This is a genomic window from Streptomyces viridifaciens (genome assembly GCF_001888885.2).
GTDB classification, from domain to species: domain Bacteria; phylum Actinomycetota; class Actinomycetes; order Streptomycetales; family Streptomycetaceae; genus Kitasatospora; species Kitasatospora aureofaciens.
In genome coordinates this window covers 797,427-811,646 of the sequence record NZ_CP090841.1, presented here as the reverse complement: position 1 = coordinate 811,646, position 14,220 = coordinate 797,427, and the positions used below count along the sequence as shown (strand labels likewise).

Here is a 14,220-nt window from a genome sequence, read left to right as displayed (position 1 = left end):
GCAGGGCGCAGAGGACGGCACCCGCTCCGGTGAGCAGGCCGAGGCGGCGGAGCAGACGGTCGCCGCTGACGAGGAAGGAGCCGACCGTGGTGAGGAGGTAGCCGGCGAGCAGGAGGGCCGCATGCGGATGCCGATGGCGTAACCGAGGGTGTGACCTTGCCAGCAGGCCGTCACCGGGTAGGGGCGACGGCGGCCGCGAGGGGGATCGAGACCGCTGCGCCCAGCAGGGTGAGCAGGGTGAGCAGGGCGAGCACGCGGCGCCGGTTCGGCGCGGCCGGATGCCTGGGCCCCTGGGTCGCGCACCACAACCCCGGTGGGCACCAGGGCGGGCAGCAGGGTAGGGCGATCGCCACCTAGGCGGTGCGGGCCGCCCCGGCGAGAGCCGACGGCAGCTCACCGTCGGTACCGAGCCAGACCAGCGCCTCGATCAGCTGGTGCACGCCCAGCACCAGCGGGAGCGCGGCGAGCAGCAGGCGCTGCGGTGGCCCCGACCGCCGGGCGCGCACCAGACAGGCCACGCCGACGCCCGCGACCGCCCCGCCGACCACGGCGTCCGCCTGGGCGCTCCAGCACATCGATCCGCCTACTCGCCCTTCCCGTTCGCGTCAGCGCTGGTGCTGGTGCTGGTGCTGGTGCTCGTGCTCGTGCCGGTGCCGTCGTAGGGGTCAGCGTCGCTGCCGTGGTCATCACCGTCGTCATTACCGTCGCTGCCGGCGGTGCGCTTGCTGCCACCGCCGCCCTGGTCCGGACCGACATCACCGCCGGCCGACTCGTTCCCCGGCGGTGCCCCGATGTTCTCCAGGGTCTCCCGGACGCTTCCGGGCATCGCCGGATGTCGGCCGATCACGATCACCCCGATCACGATCGCCACCAGTCCCGCGGCCTCCCAGGCCAGCGCGCCCGGCGTGACCCGCAGCCGGTCGCCGAGGAAGCCGACCGCGCAGGCGATCCCGGACAGCGGCTGGGCGGCGGTCAGGGCGGGCAGCGACATCCGCAGCGGTGCGGCCTCGAAGGCGCTCTGCACCAGCAGCAGTCCGACCACGCCCGCCACCACGACCGCGTACGGCTGCCAGCTGCGCAGCACCACCGCGAGTCCGCTGTGGTCGAGGCGCTGGGTGGTGGTGCGGGTCAGTGCGTCCTGGAGGCCGTAGAGCAGTCCGGCGGCGAGGGCCAGCAGGGTGGCCTCCTCGAACAACGGCAGTCGACGGGCCAGCGTCACCAGCAGCAGGGTCAGCCCGACCACTGTGCCGACCACCAGCCAGTGGCGCAGCTCCCCGGCGGGTGGACCGCCCCCGGTCGGCTGCCCGGCCACGATGAACGCCGTCACCCCCAGACCCAGCAGCAGTACCCCGGCCCAGCCGGAGCGGCCGAGGGTCTGACGGGTCAGCACCCGGGAGAGAGCCATGGCGAAGAGCAGGTTGGTCGCGAGCAGCGGCTCGACCAGCGACACCTCGCCCTGGTGGAGAGCGAGCGCGGAGAGGAGCAGACCGCCGACCATGAACCCGGTGCCGAGCAGCCACTCGGGCATCCGCACCAGGTCCAGCAGCAGGCGCCAGCGCAGCATGTCGGCACGCGGGGCGCGTTGCGCCGCGTGCTGCTGGAGGACGAAGCCGAGTCCCAGACAGCAGGCCGCGCTCAGAGCGAGGAGGAAGACCGCCACGGAGGGACCACCAGGTTGTCGCTACCCCGCGCCGCGTAGGCGGGGCCGGGGGAGGGACGGCGGTCGCGGCGCGCTTCCGTCAGCGTACCGCCGGGGCGGCGGCCGGGCCGACCGGACGCGACAGTACCAGGCCGGTCCGTGGCGGCAACCGCCGCGCTTGCCGCCACCGGTGGGGCGGCGCACGCTGGTGTCAGCGGCCGCCACGGACCCACCGTCCTGGCCGGCCCGGACCGGCGTGGCGGGGGCCGGCGCCAGGAGGTGTGGCATGCACAACCAATGGGACGTGGAACTGAGCTTCGACGAGGACGGCGTGCACACGACGTGCGACGCCAGGTTGACGGGCGCGAGGGCGCCGGGCCTGAGCGCGCACGGCGAGGCCGAGAAGAGCGCGGATGACCGTCCGCTCGCCAGGATCGGCGAGGAGGTCGCGGCCTCCCGAGCCCTGGAGGAACTGTCCCGCAAGCTGCGGGCACAGGCCACCGGAGAGATCGAGGACGAGGGGCACCGCCCGGGCTATCTGATCTACTGACCATCGGCCGACGAACTCGGCGCGTCGAACGGCACCCACGACCGATACGGCCGACCCGCCCGAGCGGGACGGGTTGGCCGGCCGGTCGGTCGTCGATCGCCGTCCGGAAGCGGATGCCCTCCGGGAGGGTGCCGCTGGACGGGTGTCCTTGGGGGCGGGCGGCTGTCTGAGGCAACGACTTGGGGGCGCCTTCGGTATCCGTCCTCCGCGCGGCGCGACGGTCCGTGGGCTACCAGCTCGGCGCCTCGGCCCGGCACAGTAGCTCGGCCGCCGCGCCCACCGAGTCCTGCCAGGCCTGGTACCCCTCGGGCGGCCCGGACGCGAGGGTCTCGACCCAGTATTCGGGGCCGATGGTGTCGATGAACTGACGCTCGGCCTCGGTGTCCCCCCGACAGACAGCGGTACCAGGCCTCGCCCACCACCTCACCGGCCGTGACCTCCCCGGCCGCCAGTCGGCCCGCCAGGTGGTGGAGCAAACAGAGGTCGGCGGTGTGCCCGTCGGGCAGAGCGGTGCCGATCTCGTACAGCGCCTCGCGGAAGACCTCGTGGGCACGGTCAACCCGGGACCGCCCGGCCAGATCGCGCAGCGCCGGGGAGTCCACGTGTTCACGACACTCTCCGGCAGAGCCGCGGGGTCGACTTCCTGCGCAGTGGCGCGGGTCTGGGTGGCGGGGGGTTGCCGGGTGGCCTTGGGCGTGGCGGTCGTGGGCCGGTTGTGGGCAGCGCTTTCGGGGGGCTTTGCGTAGGAAGTCGGTGGGGTCGACCTTCTGTGCCGGGGCTCGCGGCAGCTGCGGTTGGGGGCCTTGGTGGCGGGGGCTGTGCGGGGTGGTTGTGGGGAGGTGGTGGGAGGAGGAGCCGGCCCCCCCGGGGTGGCGGTGAGCGTGAGTTCGGCCGGTGACGGGGCCCTGGTGGAGCCCGGGGTCAGGGGTGCGGCGGGGGGAGGAAGTTGAGGAGGTGGTGGTTGACCTCCGGGGCGGCGGCCATGGGGAGGGTGTGGTGGGAGGCGCCCGGGATGGTGGTGACGGTGGCGTGGGGGAGGGTGTGGCGGGTGGCGGCGGCGGTGCGGTGGGGGTCGTGGGCGCGGGAGTGTTCGGCGTAGAGAGCGAGGAGGGGGGCGGTGAGGGTGCGGAGCCGGGTGGGCGTGGGGCGGGGGCCGGTGATGACGGGAGAGGCGGGGAAGTCGGCGTAGCCGAGGGCGTAGAGCTCGCGCCAGTCGGTGTCGGTGTGGGAGCCGGGGGCGGCTTCCCAGTCCAGGAAGTTGCGGGCGCGGGGCGGGGTGCGGCCGGGGAGGAAGAGGGGCAGGGCGCGCAGGAGGTAGCCGGGGCGGTAGCCGGCGAAGCACTGGGTGGGGTCGAGCAGGGCGAGGCTGCTGACCCGGGTGGGGGTGTGCAGGGTGTACTCGAGGGCGATCCAGCCGCCGTACGAGTGGCCGCAGAAGTGGGCGGCGGGAATGCCCAGTTGGTCGAGCACGGCGTCGAGCCAGCCGAGCAGGCCGGGGACGTCGCCGAGTGGGGTGCCGTCGTGGACGCTGCGCCCGGGGTCGCCGATCAGGTCGACGGCGAGGACGCGGTGGCCCGCCTCGGCCAGGGCACCGGCGTTGGCGTACCACATGGCGGAGGTGGCGCCGCCGCCGTGGAGCAGGACGAGGGGGTGGCCGTCGGCGGGGCCGCAGGCGTTGATCCGGGTGGTGCCGTGGGCGGTTCGGACGGTGAGCGGCTCGACCGGTACGGGCCAGCGGGCGAGGAGTGCGTCGTACGCGGCGAGGAAGGGCGCGAGGCGCGCCGGGTGGGACGGGGCGGTGCGGGCGGACATGATGGGCCTCCGCGGCGTGGTGTGATCACGTGCGGTTGACGCACGCGATCAGCTGCTGGATCAGTCGCTGAATCACTCGTTGAACAAGTATCTCGCTGAACGAGAGAATCATGGCACGTACGTGCCCGAGGAAGGACGAGAGGGTGTCCGAGGTTGGGGAGCCGATGCGGCTGGTACACCTGCTGCGCGGTCTGACGGTCGAACTCGACCTGTTCGGGGCTGAGTTCGCGGCTCGCAGTGGTCTGCATCCGACCGACCTGCGGGCGCTGATCCACCTGCTGGACGCCGCCCGGGCCGGGGAGGTGGTCACCCCGGGCCGGCTCGGGGAGGCGCTGCGGCTGAACTCGGCGGGCACCACCGGCCTGGTGGACCGGTTGGAGCGGCTCGGGCTGATCCGCCGCGAGCGCGATCCGGAGGACCGGCGCAGGATCCGGCTGATGGTGGAGGAGCGGGCGATGGAGCTGGGTCAGGGCTTCTTCGGCGGGCTGATCGGGGACCTCGTCGCGGCGATGGACCGGTTCGACGCGGCCGAGCTGGCGACGGCCCGCCGCTTTCTGGAGGCGATGACCTCCGTGGTGGCCGCCGCCCGGCGGCAGTGAGCAGTCGGGCGGCGGGGCGCAGCAGGGAGGAGGTCACGCGGGCCCGAGGGTCCAGGCGATCACGGACAGGGTCACCATCGACACCAGCGTCGACCAGAGCACCGTGTCCCGGGCGAGGTCGGTGCCCTGCCCGTACTCGCGGGCGTAGGTGTAGATGTTCTGCGCCGTCGGCAGGGCGGAGAAGAGCACCACGGTGAGCAGCTGGTGGGCGGGAAGGTGGAGCACCGGGCCGGCCACGAGCAGGGTGACCAGCGGCTGGACCAGGGTCTTGATCGCGACGGTCAGCCCGACCTCGACGCGGCGGGAGAGGCCGTCGGCCGGCGGCCGGTTGTGCAGCGACATGCCGAGGGCGACCAGGGCGGTCGGCACTCCGGCGCCGCCGAGCAGTTCGGCGGAGTGGTGGAGCTCGGCGGGAAGGTGCAGCCCGGTCGCGGAGGCGAGGGCGCCGAGCGCGGTGGCGAGCAGGACCGGGTTGCGCAGCGGCAGGGTGAGCAGGGCCCGTCGGCCGGCCGCGCCGCTGTCCAGGACGGCCAGGACGGCCGGGGTGACCAGCAGGATCTGGAAGAGGATCACCGGTCCGACGAAGGAGGCGTCGCCGACGACCTGCATGGTCACCGGGATGCCGAGGTTGGCGGAGTTGACGTAACCGGCGGCCATCGCACCGATCGCCAGTTCGCCGCGTTCGCGCCGGAAGAGCACGCGCCCGGCGAGCAGCCCGAGGCCGGTCGCGACGGCGGCGCCGGCCACGAAGGCGAGCATCGACGGGTTGGCGAAGTGGCCCAGCGGGGTGCGGGCGATCATCAGGAAGAGGGCGGCCGGCATCGCGACGTGGAAGACGTAGCGGGTCAGCACCATCTCCGCCTGCGGCCCGATCAGCCCGGCACGGGCGACGAGGTAGCCGACTGCGGTGAGGGCCCAGATCGGGGCGAAGGCGGACAGCAGCGGATGGAGGGCGGGCATGGTTCCTCGGATCGCTCGTACGGGTCTGCCGGGTGCGGCGGGTGTCGCCCGCCCGAGGGCGCAGGACCACCGGGACCGCCGAGAACCCCCGGAGGAGTAAATCAGTGGCCTTCGACGAGTTGATCAACGGGCCGGTCAAGGGGCCACTGACGAGGACGGGAACCGGAGCCCGCCGGGACGTGCCGGAGAGCCGCCCGGCGGACGGGCTTACGATGAGCCGGTGGAGGACCAGTACCTGAGCCTGTCCGAGGTGGAGACCATCGCGCGCCGTGCCCACGAGGGGCAGGTGGACAAGAACGGCCATCCGTACGGCGAGCACATCGCCGCGGTCGCCGAGGGGACGGCGGCCCGCGGCGGCAGTGAGGCGCAGATCGCGGCGGGCTGGCTGCACGACACCGTCGAGGACGGGCGGCTGAGCCGGGAGTGGCTGGCGGGGGCCGCGCTGCCGGAGGCGACCAAGGCGATCGTGGACGCGCTCACCCGGCGGCCCGAGGAGCCGGTCGAGGCGTACACCGCGCGCATCCTGGCCACGCCCGGCGCGCTGCTGGTCAAGCGCGCCGACCTCGCACACAACTCCGACCCGTCCCGGCTGGCCGCGCTGGACCGGGCGACCGCGGAGCGGCTGACGGCCAAGTACGCGCGGATGCGGGAGCTGCTGGGGCTCACCGGTGAGCTCTGAACCGTAGAGCGGACAGCGGACAGCTGACGGGGGACAGCCGACGGGGGACGGGGGACGGGGGAGAGCGGATGGCGGGCGGCGGACGTCGCGGCAAGTGCGACAGGGCCCGGGCCACGCGGTTCGCGCGGGCCCGGGCCCTGTCGGGTCACCCCGGTGGTCCCTGTCCGACCCCCGGGGTGAGGGGGGAAATGGTCAGGAGACGGGTGGAAGCCGGTTAGGCCGGTGGTCGGTCGGCTCAGTACCAGTGGTGGGTCTGCCAGAAGGCCCAGGCGGCGTTCGGGCTGCCGTAGCGGGTGTTCATGTAGTCCAGCGCCCACTTGATCTGGGTGGCCGGGTTGGTCTTCCAGTCCGCGCCGGCGGAGGCCATCTTGGAGGCCGGCAGCGCCTGGCCCAGTCCGTAGGAGCCCGAGCTCGGGTTGGTCGCGGTCACGTTCCAGCCGGACTCGTGGGAGATGATCTGGCTGAACGAGGCCAGCTGGTTCGCCGGGACGATCCGGGCGGCGATGGCCTTCGGGGAGGCGGTGGCGGCGTTGGCGGTGGCGGGCAGCACACCCGCGCCCAGGGCGGTCAGACCAGCGGCGCCGGCGAGGATCGCGGCGGAAGTGCGCATACGGAGCTTGAAAGCGGGCATGTAGGGCAGGACCTCAATCGGGTTGGGCCGAGTCGCGCCCCGCCCAGGACCACGGGCCGGACAGGGGCCGTTGCGGTTGTGGAGCGCGACTCGGCGGCAAGCCGTTCACCGGCGGGACAGGAGCCGGTGCGGCTGACGACGAGAGCCATTGTTGCCAGACCGGATCGGCCCCCGCCAAGACCCCCTTGGTACGACGCACGGTCGTACGCACGGCGGTCGCCATGGATTCGAAGGGGTGCCGGCTGCCGTCGCTGGTACAGTCCCTGACCTGGGCGAACGTCGGTCAGGACGCCGTGGGCAGGGAATGTGGCGGGTGCGGAAACCGCTGTGCGCCCATCACTACCATCCGTCGTAGCCGTGAATCCGCTGTGAGCGCACTCACCGCTTGGGGGCGGGGGCGCTGACCAGACGAACCGCTCACAGTACTTTGGGTACTGACGATCTGTGTCCGGCACCACAGAATCCGGTCACGCCCCGACCGTCCCGGCTCACCCGCGGTCACCGACGGTCGCCGAGGCGCCGGTGCCGGAGCGCCCGGGCGGCGAGCCGGTCCGCCTCGCCGGTGACCGACAGCTCGGCGAGCGCCGCGTTGAGCGCCGCTCCCAGGCGCGCGCAGAAGGACTCCGGCTCCTCGGCGGCGTCCGGCAGCTCCGGGATGACCTCGTCCACGAGCCCGACCCGCGCCAGGTCGTGGGCGCCGATGCCCTGGGCCCGGGCCAGCTCGGCGGCGTGCGCGCCGTCCCGGTGCACGATCGCCGAGGCGCCCTCCGGCGGCAGCGGCGCCAGCCAGGCGTGGCCGGCGGCGAGCACCCGGTCGGCGGGGAGCAGTGCCAGTGCGCCGCCGCCGGACCCCTGACCGAGCAGGACGGCGAGGACGGGCGTGCGCAGTGCGAGCAGGGTGGTAAGACAGTGCGCGATCTCCACGGCGATCCCGTCCAGCTCGGCCTGCGCGGACAGTTCGGCCCCGGCCGTGTCCACCACGGTGACCAGCGGTAGGCGCAGCTGCTCGGCCAGGCGCGCCGTGTGCCGGACGGCCCGCAGGTCGGCGGCGGTGAAGGGGTGCTCGTGCTCCGGGGTCTGCCGCTGCTGGCCGACGACCAGGACGGGCCGGCCGCCGAGTACGGCGAGCGCCCGGACCAGTGCGTCGGCGCGGCCGCCGGGCGCGTCCAGCAGCACCAGCTCCTCGGCGGTGCGGCGCAGCAGCTCGCGGGTGCCGGGGCGGTCGGGACGGCGGGTGCGGCGGACGGAGTCCCAGGCGTCGGGGTGCGGGGCGGGCTGCTCGACGGGGTGGTCGGACCGAGCGGGACCGCTGGGTGCGGACCCGGCCGTACCCCTGTGAGGGGGAGGCGCCGTGCCGAGGACGGAGAGCGTGCGGCGGAGCAGTTCGCGCAGCTCCTGCGGCGGTACCACGGCGTCCACCAGCCCGTGCCCGGCGAGCGTCTCGGCCAGCTGGACGTCGGCCGGCAGCTCCACGCCGCGCAGCTCCTCGTAGACCCGCGGGCCGAGGAAGCCGAGCCGGGCGCCCGGCTCGGCGAAGACCAGCTGGCCGAGGGTGCCCCAGGAGGCGAAGACCCCGCCCATGGTCGGGTTGCGCAGATAGGTGAGGTAGGGGAGGCCGGCCGCGCGGTGGGCCTGGACGGCGGCGGTGATGCGGAGCATGCAGAGGAAGGCCGCCGAGCCCTCCTGCATCCTGGTGCCGCCGGAGACCGGCAGGGCGAGCAGCGGGAGCCGCTCGGCGGTGGCGCGCTCGACGGCCCGGGTGATCCGTTCGGCGGTGGCGACGCCGATGGAGCCGCCGAGGAAACCGAATTCGGAGGCGACCAGGGCGACCGGTCGTCCGTCGACCAGACCGAGGCCGGTGAGCACGGCCTCGTCCAGACCGGTGCGGTCGCGGGCCCGGTCGAGCGAGGCGCGGTAGCCGGGATCGGTGGGCGCCGAGGCGGACAGCGCGGAAAGCGACGTGCTGGGCGGTGCGGGCGTGGGTGCCGACCCGGACGGCGGCGCGGTGAGTGGCTCGTCCCAGCTGTGGAAGCCGCCCGGGTCGACCAGCAGTCCGATCAGCTGGTGGGCGGTCAGCGCCGTGCCCCTGCCGACGGCCGAACCCGAACCCGAACCCGAAGCCGTGCCCGAACCCGTGCTGCTGCCCGTATCCATGTCCACCCCGTCAGAGATCGTTCCGGTCCGACCCGGTCCGTCACTCTATGCGGCGCGGGCGGGCCGTTGTGGGAGTGCTGTGAAGGTGTGAGCAGCCCGACAGCGGGGCCTGCAGTTGTTCGACGGCGGTCGACCCAAGGGCGGGACGGGCGGTTCGTGGGCGGCCCCGACGGTGTGTCACCGGAGGTCGACGTACAGCTCAAGTCGCTTATGGAAAGCGAGAGTTACCCGCCGGTAAAAAGTGTTCGAAGGCCTTTCGAGGTTGTCGGTGGCTCGACACACTGGGGGCATGACCCGCACTCTACGCGCGTGGAAGACCCGCGCTGCCGCCATCACCGCCGTCGCCCTGATGACCCTCGCTCCTGTCGCCGTCGCCACCGAGGCGCACGCCGACGTGAGCGGCACGGTGTGCCTGTCCGCGCTTCCGCCGGAGGCCACCGACACCCTTAACCTGATCGCCTCGGACGGTCCGTTCCCGTACTCGCAGGACGGCGTGGTGTTCCAGAACAGAGAGAGCGTCCTGCCCACCCAGTCGTACGGGTACTACCACGAGTACACCGTCATCACCCCGGGCGCCCGGACTCGCGGTACCCGCCGGATCATCACCGGTGAGGCCACCCAGGAGGACTACTACACCGGCGACCACTACGCGACGTTCTCCCTGATCGACCAGACCTGCTGACGTCCGCCGGCAGGTCCGTGGCCCCGGCGGGCGTCCCCGCCGGGGCCACGGACGCGGCACGCGGTTCGTCGAAGGCGGGCTACAGCTCGGACGACCCCCAGTCGCTCACCGTCAGCTCGTCCCCGACCCGCAGCGTGCCCGGGCGCAGCACCGAGAACTTGCTGCCGAACGCGACCCCGCCGGCCGCCGCCCGGCGGTAGCGTGCCAGGGTGCGCAGCGGCTCCGGGCCCGCCTTGGCGCCGGTGGACTGGTCCACCAGCGTCACCGAGCACCGGATCGCCAGCTTCGTGTAGCCCAACTCGGCGCCGCCGACGGTGAACCGGCGCAGCAGGTCCTCGGTGTGCGGCTCCGGCCAGCCGTCCACCACCAGGTTGGGGCGGAACCGCTCCACGGGCAGCGGCGCTCCGCCGGTGCGCTCGTTGAAGTCGTCCAGGCTGGAACGGGACAGCAGGTGCACCGCGCTGCTGTCGGCGAAGCCGGACGTCCCCGGGTTCAGCCCGTCGGTCACCCGGTCGTGCTCCGGCGGCACCCGGACCAGCCGGCTGGGAACGCCCAGCACCCGGGAGAGCCAGTCGGCCGCCTCGTCGCCCTGGTCGACGGCGAGGAAGGGTGCGCCGAACAACTCCACCTTGCGGCGCGGGCCCACGGTGTCCACGGAAAACGCCACCGGTTCCACCCCGGGGGCGGCGAGGGCCAGCCGCTCGCCCGGCTCCACCGTCGGACGGACGGTGGCCAGCAGTGCGTCGCGCCGCTGGGAACGGAACACGCCCCGCTCGTCCACCACCATGAAGGCCCGGTCGTGGGCCAGCCCGGCCGGGGTCAACTCCGCCTGCTCGACCCGCACTCCGGCACAGCCCTTCACCGGGTAGTACCGCAACTCCGTCACCGTGGCCATGCCGCCCCCGTACCCCCGCGGCCGCTCCGGACCGCTCCTGATCATTGCCCGTAGGGTAGTTGTCGGCCCGGTCGTCGAGCCGACGGCCCCCTGCGGCGGCGCGGTTGCTAGGGTCTGCGCATGGCACAGAGCAGCGCGAACCCCCCGGGACGACTCCGGCGCGACGCGCAGCGCAACCGGGACCTGCTGCTGGCCGCCGCCCGGGAGATGTTCTCCCGGCACGGCCTCGACGTTCCGCTGGACCAGATCGCCAAGGAGGCCGGCGTCGGCAACGCCACCCTCTACCGGAACTTCCCGACCCGCGAGGCGCTGGTCGCCGAGGTCTTCGCGGACGCCGGGGCCGGACTGGCCGCGGCCGGGCAGGAGGCGCTCGCCGCCGAGGACGCCTGGACCGGCCTGGAGCGCTACTTCGAGCGGATCTTCGAACTCGTCGCCGCCGACCGGGGCATCAACGACCTGGTCACCCGGGCCATCCCGACCGTCCCCGGCATGACCGAGATCAGCCGTGGGCACGCCGCCACCGTCGGCGCCCTGATCGCCCGCGCCCAGGAACAGGGCAGCATGCGGCGCGACGTGGTCACCATGGACCTGCTCTTCCTGCTCGGCCCGCTCTGCCGCGCTCTGCCCGCCGCCACCGAGCTGCGCCCCGACCTCTGGCGCCGCTACCTCGCCCTGCTGCTGGACGGCTTCCGCGCCCGGGCCACCCACCCGCTGCCGGTCCCGCCGGTCGGCGAGGAGCACCTGGACCGGATGTTCGCCGACCTGTGGGAGGCGCAGGCGCCGGAGGCCTGAGCTGCCCGGGGCCTCGTGGGCATCAGGGACGCGTACGGAACGCCGGGCGCCGCGTCAGAGCCGCGTCAACTGGCGGGATGCCGCGGGCGCCGCGCCGCTTTGCTGGGACGCGGCGCGGTTCGGGTTCGGCGACGCGCATTGGAGAAGGCAGTGCGGAGCGGCAGTGCGGAAAGGCGGGACGGCCCATGACGGACACGGGTGCGGACACCGGTACGGACGCGGGCCGGATCGTGGTCGGTGTCAGCGGCTCACTCGGCAGCCTCGCCGCCCTGCACCACGCGGTGGCCGAGGCCCGGCGCACGGACGCCGAGGTGCTCGTGGTGCTCTGCTGGACCCCGCCGGGCGAGGAGCTCGGGTACCGCCGCGCGGTCGGCCCGCCGGTGCTCGACGCGGGCCGCGACGCCGCCGTCGCCCGGCTGAGGCTGGCGCTCGACGAGGCCTTCGCCGGGTGCTACGCGGGGGTCCGGCTGCGTTGCCAGGCCGTGCGCGGGGAGGCCGGCCACACCCTGGTGCGCTGTGCGGACCGACCGGGCGACGTCCTGGTGCTCGGCGCGGGCCGGGCGCGGGGCCTCCTCTCCCGGCTGATCCGGCCGTCGATCACCGCCTACTGCGTCCGGCACGCCACCTGTCCGGTGCTCACCGTCCCGCGCCCGCCCCTCCAGCGGGACCTGGAGGCGCTGGAACGCGGGTACGGGTTCCGGGAGCTGGTCTCCGGCAACTGACCTGCCGTTCCAGGCCGTTGGCGAGCGATGCGAGTGCGGCGGCGGGCCAGGGCGGGAGCATCTCGCCCTCGCCCGCGAGCATGACCTCCTCCTCCCACCAGACGCGTCCGTCGAGCCGGTCCGTCAGCCAGCGGGCGAGCGACGGGGAATCGGCCCGTGAGGGATCCGTCTCGTCGTTGAGGTCGACCAGCAGGACGGGCGCGGTTGCGCGGTGGTGACCGGGGGCGGCACGGCGGTGCCGCCGGAGCCGTTCGACCAGGGCGTCCTCGTCCATGACGGCAAGGGTGCCGGCCGCCTGTGACAGTTCGACCCGTGGAGTCCCGCTACGCCGCAATCCCCGCCGCCCGGGCCAGCACGGCGGCGGTCCGGCGCCCGGCTGCCAGGGTGGCGGGGTCGGTGGCGGGCAGGCAGCGGTTGGCCTCGGGGCTGTAGGTGGTCATCACCACGCCGGCGTGGTCGGTGGGGAGTTCGAGAAGCTCGGACGCCGGTACGGCGGCGTGCAGTTGGTGGGTGAGCCGGCCGGGCACCACCTCGTCCTCCGTGCCGAGCACCAGCCAGATCGGGACCGGGGACGGGCCCTCGGCTAGGTGGTCGAGCGGTATGTCGCCGGTGGTGGCGGCCGGGCGTCCGTAGGCGGAGGCGATGCCGACGGCGGCGGTCGGGCGCAGGTCGGCCGGGGTGCCGGGGTGGGTGGCCACCGCGACGGCCTCACGGCCGCCGAGCGACCAGCCGGCCAGGACGAAGCGCTCCGGATCCCCGCCGTACGCGGCGGCGTTGCGGCGGGCGAAGGCGAGCGAGGCGAGCAGGTCGGCGCGGCCGCCGTCCTCCCGGTCGGGGCGCCAGTCCGGGACGAACACCAACAGGCCCAGTCCGGTGGCCTCCTGGGCGAGCGTGTGCAGCACGTCGCGCTCGTCGGGGCCGGAGCCGTGCCAGAGCAGTACGACCGGTGCGGGCCCGCCGGCGGTGGTGGTCGGCCGGTGGACGTCCAGCAGCCGCCCGTCCGCGTAGGGGACGGCCTGCGGTCGGGTGCTCGTCATGCCGGGTTCGCCTCCGGTTCGGTGGATGATCACGGAACTGGTACTGTACTTCCTGTCGCGAGGGAGATGATCTCTCGTCAGGCGTCAGTGGTGCTACCAGAGCACGTCCTACTTTCAGTAGGAAGAGTCCGTGCGACCCGGGCCTGGCGCTCCATGATCGGACGGGGTCCGGTGCCTTGAAGGGTGCCGGGCCCCGTCCGCGTTTCCAGGCCGCCGGAAGACGACCTCAGGAGGGCTGGCGGTCGGAGCCCAGTTCTCGGGAGATCCGCAGGCCGGCCTGGGCGACGACCGGGCCGAGGGCGCGGACCCGGGCGGCGGTCATCCGGGAGGTGAGGCCGGAGACGGACAGGGCCGCCGTCACCTCGCCGGTGTGGTCGAAGATCGGCGCGGCCACGCACCGCACCTCGGGCTCGTTCTCCCGGTCGTCGATCGAGTAGCCGCGGGCGCGGATCCGGGCCAGGTCGGCGCGCAGCCGGGTCTCGTCCGAGATGGTCCAGGCGGTGACCGGGCGCAGTCCGGCCGCGACCACCTCGGTGACCGCCTCCTCGGGCAGCCAGGCGAGGATCGCCTTTCCGGTGGCGGTGCAGTAGGCGGGCGCCCGGCTGCCGACCCGGGAGGCCATCCGGACGTTGGCCTCGTCCTGTCGCGACCCTGGCCGTCGGCGCGACCCTCGCGGTGCTGCTGACCAGGGTCGGCCGCTGGCCGCGGCTGGTGCTGACCACGGCGGCAACGGCCGCCTGGGCGGCGCCCGCGATGACCGGCTCGACGGTGTGGAGCTTCCTGTTCGACACCAACCTCGGGCTGGTCAACCACGCCCTGGAGGGGCTCGGGCTGAGCGGCTTCCACGAGTTCAACTGGTTCTACGACAAGTGGACGGCGTTCCTGATCGTCGGCGCGGTGGTGGTCTGGCACTCCTACCCGTTCGTGATGGTGACCCTCTACGCGGGCATCCGCGCCATCCCGGAGGAGACTGTTCTTCGTCGCGGTGCAGCGGAAGCTGGTGTCCGGCCTGGCGGGCGCGGTCAAGGACTGACGACCGGCGGTCGGACACGTCGGGGCGCGAATCCA

General features: G+C 73.8%; 16 protein-coding genes and 3 pseudogenes. 7 read left to right on the top strand and 12 right to left on the bottom strand.

Going from position 1 to position 14,220, the window contains the following annotated elements:
• Nucleotides 1-49: 49 nt before the first annotated feature.
• The 4 genes and pseudogenes from BOQ63_RS11095 to BOQ63_RS11080 all read right to left on the bottom strand — a co-directional run.
• Nucleotides 50-112, bottom strand: a pseudogene (locus tag BOQ63_RS11095) (hypothetical protein); the annotation flags it as partial.
• 58 nt (nucleotides 113-170) lie between these two features.
• Nucleotides 171-308: a hypothetical protein gene (locus BOQ63_RS11090; protein WP_318299358.1), complete on the bottom strand. Its 138-nt coding sequence runs from the start codon at nucleotides 306-308 to the stop codon at nucleotides 171-173.
• A 45-nt stretch (nucleotides 309-353) separates the two neighbouring features.
• Nucleotides 354-575, bottom strand: a complete 222-nt coding sequence (locus BOQ63_RS11085; protein ID WP_050366411.1) for a DUF6629 family protein — start codon at nucleotides 573-575, stop codon at nucleotides 354-356.
• Nucleotides 576-820: 245 nt separating this feature from the next.
• A pseudogene (locus tag BOQ63_RS11080) lies at nucleotides 821-1,660 on the bottom strand (DMT family transporter); the annotation flags it as partial.
• A 265-nt stretch (nucleotides 1,661-1,925) separates the two neighbouring features.
• Between BOQ63_RS11080 and BOQ63_RS11075 the strand changes: the two are divergent.
• Nucleotides 1,926-2,189, top strand: coding sequence for a dsRBD fold-containing protein (locus BOQ63_RS11075; protein WP_030288432.1), 264 nt, complete (start codon nucleotides 1,926-1,928; stop codon nucleotides 2,187-2,189).
• Between the two features lie 229 nt (nucleotides 2,190-2,418).
• Here BOQ63_RS11075 and BOQ63_RS11070 read toward each other — a convergent pair whose 3' ends face one another.
• Both BOQ63_RS11070 and BOQ63_RS11065 read right to left on the bottom strand, forming a co-directional pair.
• Nucleotides 2,419-2,616, bottom strand: coding sequence for a hypothetical protein (locus tag BOQ63_RS11070; RefSeq protein ID WP_030288433.1), 198 nt, complete (start codon nucleotides 2,614-2,616; stop codon nucleotides 2,419-2,421).
• Between the two features lie 494 nt (nucleotides 2,617-3,110).
• Nucleotides 3,111-4,001, bottom strand: a complete 891-nt coding sequence (locus BOQ63_RS11065) for an alpha/beta fold hydrolase (RefSeq protein ID WP_072654157.1) — start codon at nucleotides 3,999-4,001, stop codon at nucleotides 3,111-3,113.
• A gap of 164 nt (nucleotides 4,002-4,165) precedes the next feature.
• Here BOQ63_RS11065 and BOQ63_RS11060 point away from each other — a divergent pair, with 164 nt between their 5' ends.
• Nucleotides 4,166-4,600 (top strand): MarR family transcriptional regulator, encoded by a 435-nt coding sequence (locus BOQ63_RS11060; RefSeq protein ID WP_072654156.1) that lies wholly within the window; start codon nucleotides 4,166-4,168, stop codon nucleotides 4,598-4,600.
• A 33-nt stretch (nucleotides 4,601-4,633) separates the two neighbouring features.
• Here the strand turns inward: BOQ63_RS11060 and BOQ63_RS11055 are convergent, their stop codons facing one another.
• Nucleotides 4,634-5,560 (bottom strand): AEC family transporter, encoded by a 927-nt coding sequence (locus BOQ63_RS11055; protein WP_030287828.1) that lies wholly within the window; start codon nucleotides 5,558-5,560, stop codon nucleotides 4,634-4,636.
• Nucleotides 5,561-5,780: 220 nt separating this feature from the next.
• Here BOQ63_RS11055 and BOQ63_RS11050 point away from each other — a divergent pair, with 220 nt between their 5' ends.
• The gene (locus BOQ63_RS11050) at nucleotides 5,781-6,239 is read left to right on the top strand and encodes an HD domain-containing protein (protein WP_030287826.1); all 459 of its coding nucleotides are present in this window, start codon (nucleotides 5,781-5,783) and stop codon (nucleotides 6,237-6,239) included.
• Between the two features lie 235 nt (nucleotides 6,240-6,474).
• On the opposite strand, the gene BOQ63_RS11045 is transcribed toward BOQ63_RS11050, so the two are convergent.
• Entirely contained in the window at nucleotides 6,475-6,849 is a 375-nt protein-coding gene (locus tag BOQ63_RS11045; RefSeq protein WP_223885899.1) for an aggregation-promoting factor C-terminal-like domain-containing protein, read from the bottom strand.
• Nucleotides 6,850-7,368: 519 nt separating this feature from the next.
• On the bottom strand, nucleotides 7,369-9,024 hold the full coding sequence (locus BOQ63_RS11040) for a carboxyl transferase domain-containing protein (RefSeq protein WP_191093548.1): 1,656 nt from the start codon (nucleotides 9,022-9,024) through the stop codon (nucleotides 7,369-7,371).
• A gap of 289 nt (nucleotides 9,025-9,313) precedes the next feature.
• Here BOQ63_RS11040 and BOQ63_RS11035 point away from each other — a divergent pair, with 289 nt between their 5' ends.
• Nucleotides 9,314-9,706 (top strand): ribonuclease, encoded by a 393-nt coding sequence (locus BOQ63_RS11035; RefSeq protein WP_030287817.1) that lies wholly within the window; start codon nucleotides 9,314-9,316, stop codon nucleotides 9,704-9,706.
• A gap of 79 nt (nucleotides 9,707-9,785) precedes the next feature.
• Here the strand turns inward: BOQ63_RS11035 and BOQ63_RS11030 are convergent, their stop codons facing one another.
• The gene (locus tag BOQ63_RS11030; RefSeq protein ID WP_030287815.1) at nucleotides 9,786-10,601 is read right to left on the bottom strand and encodes an MOSC domain-containing protein; all 816 of its coding nucleotides are present in this window, start codon (nucleotides 10,599-10,601) and stop codon (nucleotides 9,786-9,788) included.
• A gap of 120 nt (nucleotides 10,602-10,721) precedes the next feature.
• Between BOQ63_RS11030 and BOQ63_RS11025 the strand changes: the two genes are divergently transcribed.
• The gene (locus BOQ63_RS11025; RefSeq protein WP_030287812.1) at nucleotides 10,722-11,393 is read left to right on the top strand and encodes a TetR/AcrR family transcriptional regulator; all 672 of its coding nucleotides are present in this window, start codon (nucleotides 10,722-10,724) and stop codon (nucleotides 11,391-11,393) included.
• 185 nt (nucleotides 11,394-11,578) lie between these two features.
• Nucleotides 11,579-12,115: a universal stress protein gene (locus BOQ63_RS11020; protein ID WP_030287810.1), complete on the top strand. Its 537-nt coding sequence runs from the start codon at nucleotides 11,579-11,581 to the stop codon at nucleotides 12,113-12,115.
• Nucleotides 12,116-12,438: 323 nt separating this feature from the next.
• Here BOQ63_RS11020 and BOQ63_RS11015 read toward each other — a convergent pair whose 3' ends face one another.
• Together BOQ63_RS11015 and BOQ63_RS11010 are read right to left on the bottom strand one after the other, a co-directional pair.
• Nucleotides 12,439-13,152 carry an alpha/beta hydrolase gene (locus BOQ63_RS11015; protein WP_030287807.1) on the bottom strand — a complete coding sequence of 238 codons (714 nt, stop codon included), beginning with the start codon at nucleotides 13,150-13,152 and terminating at the stop codon, nucleotides 12,439-12,441.
• A 226-nt stretch (nucleotides 13,153-13,378) separates the two neighbouring features.
• Nucleotides 13,379-13,882, bottom strand: a complete 504-nt coding sequence (locus BOQ63_RS11010; RefSeq protein ID WP_420896644.1) for an IclR family transcriptional regulator — start codon at nucleotides 13,880-13,882, stop codon at nucleotides 13,379-13,381.
• Between BOQ63_RS11010 and BOQ63_RS11005 the strand changes: the two are divergent.
• Nucleotides 13,795-14,127: pseudogene (locus BOQ63_RS11005) on the top strand (ABC transporter permease family protein); the annotation flags it as partial. The gene BOQ63_RS11010 and the pseudogene BOQ63_RS11005 sit on opposite strands and share 88 nt — an antisense overlap.
• Nucleotides 14,128-14,220 lie beyond the last annotated feature (93 nt).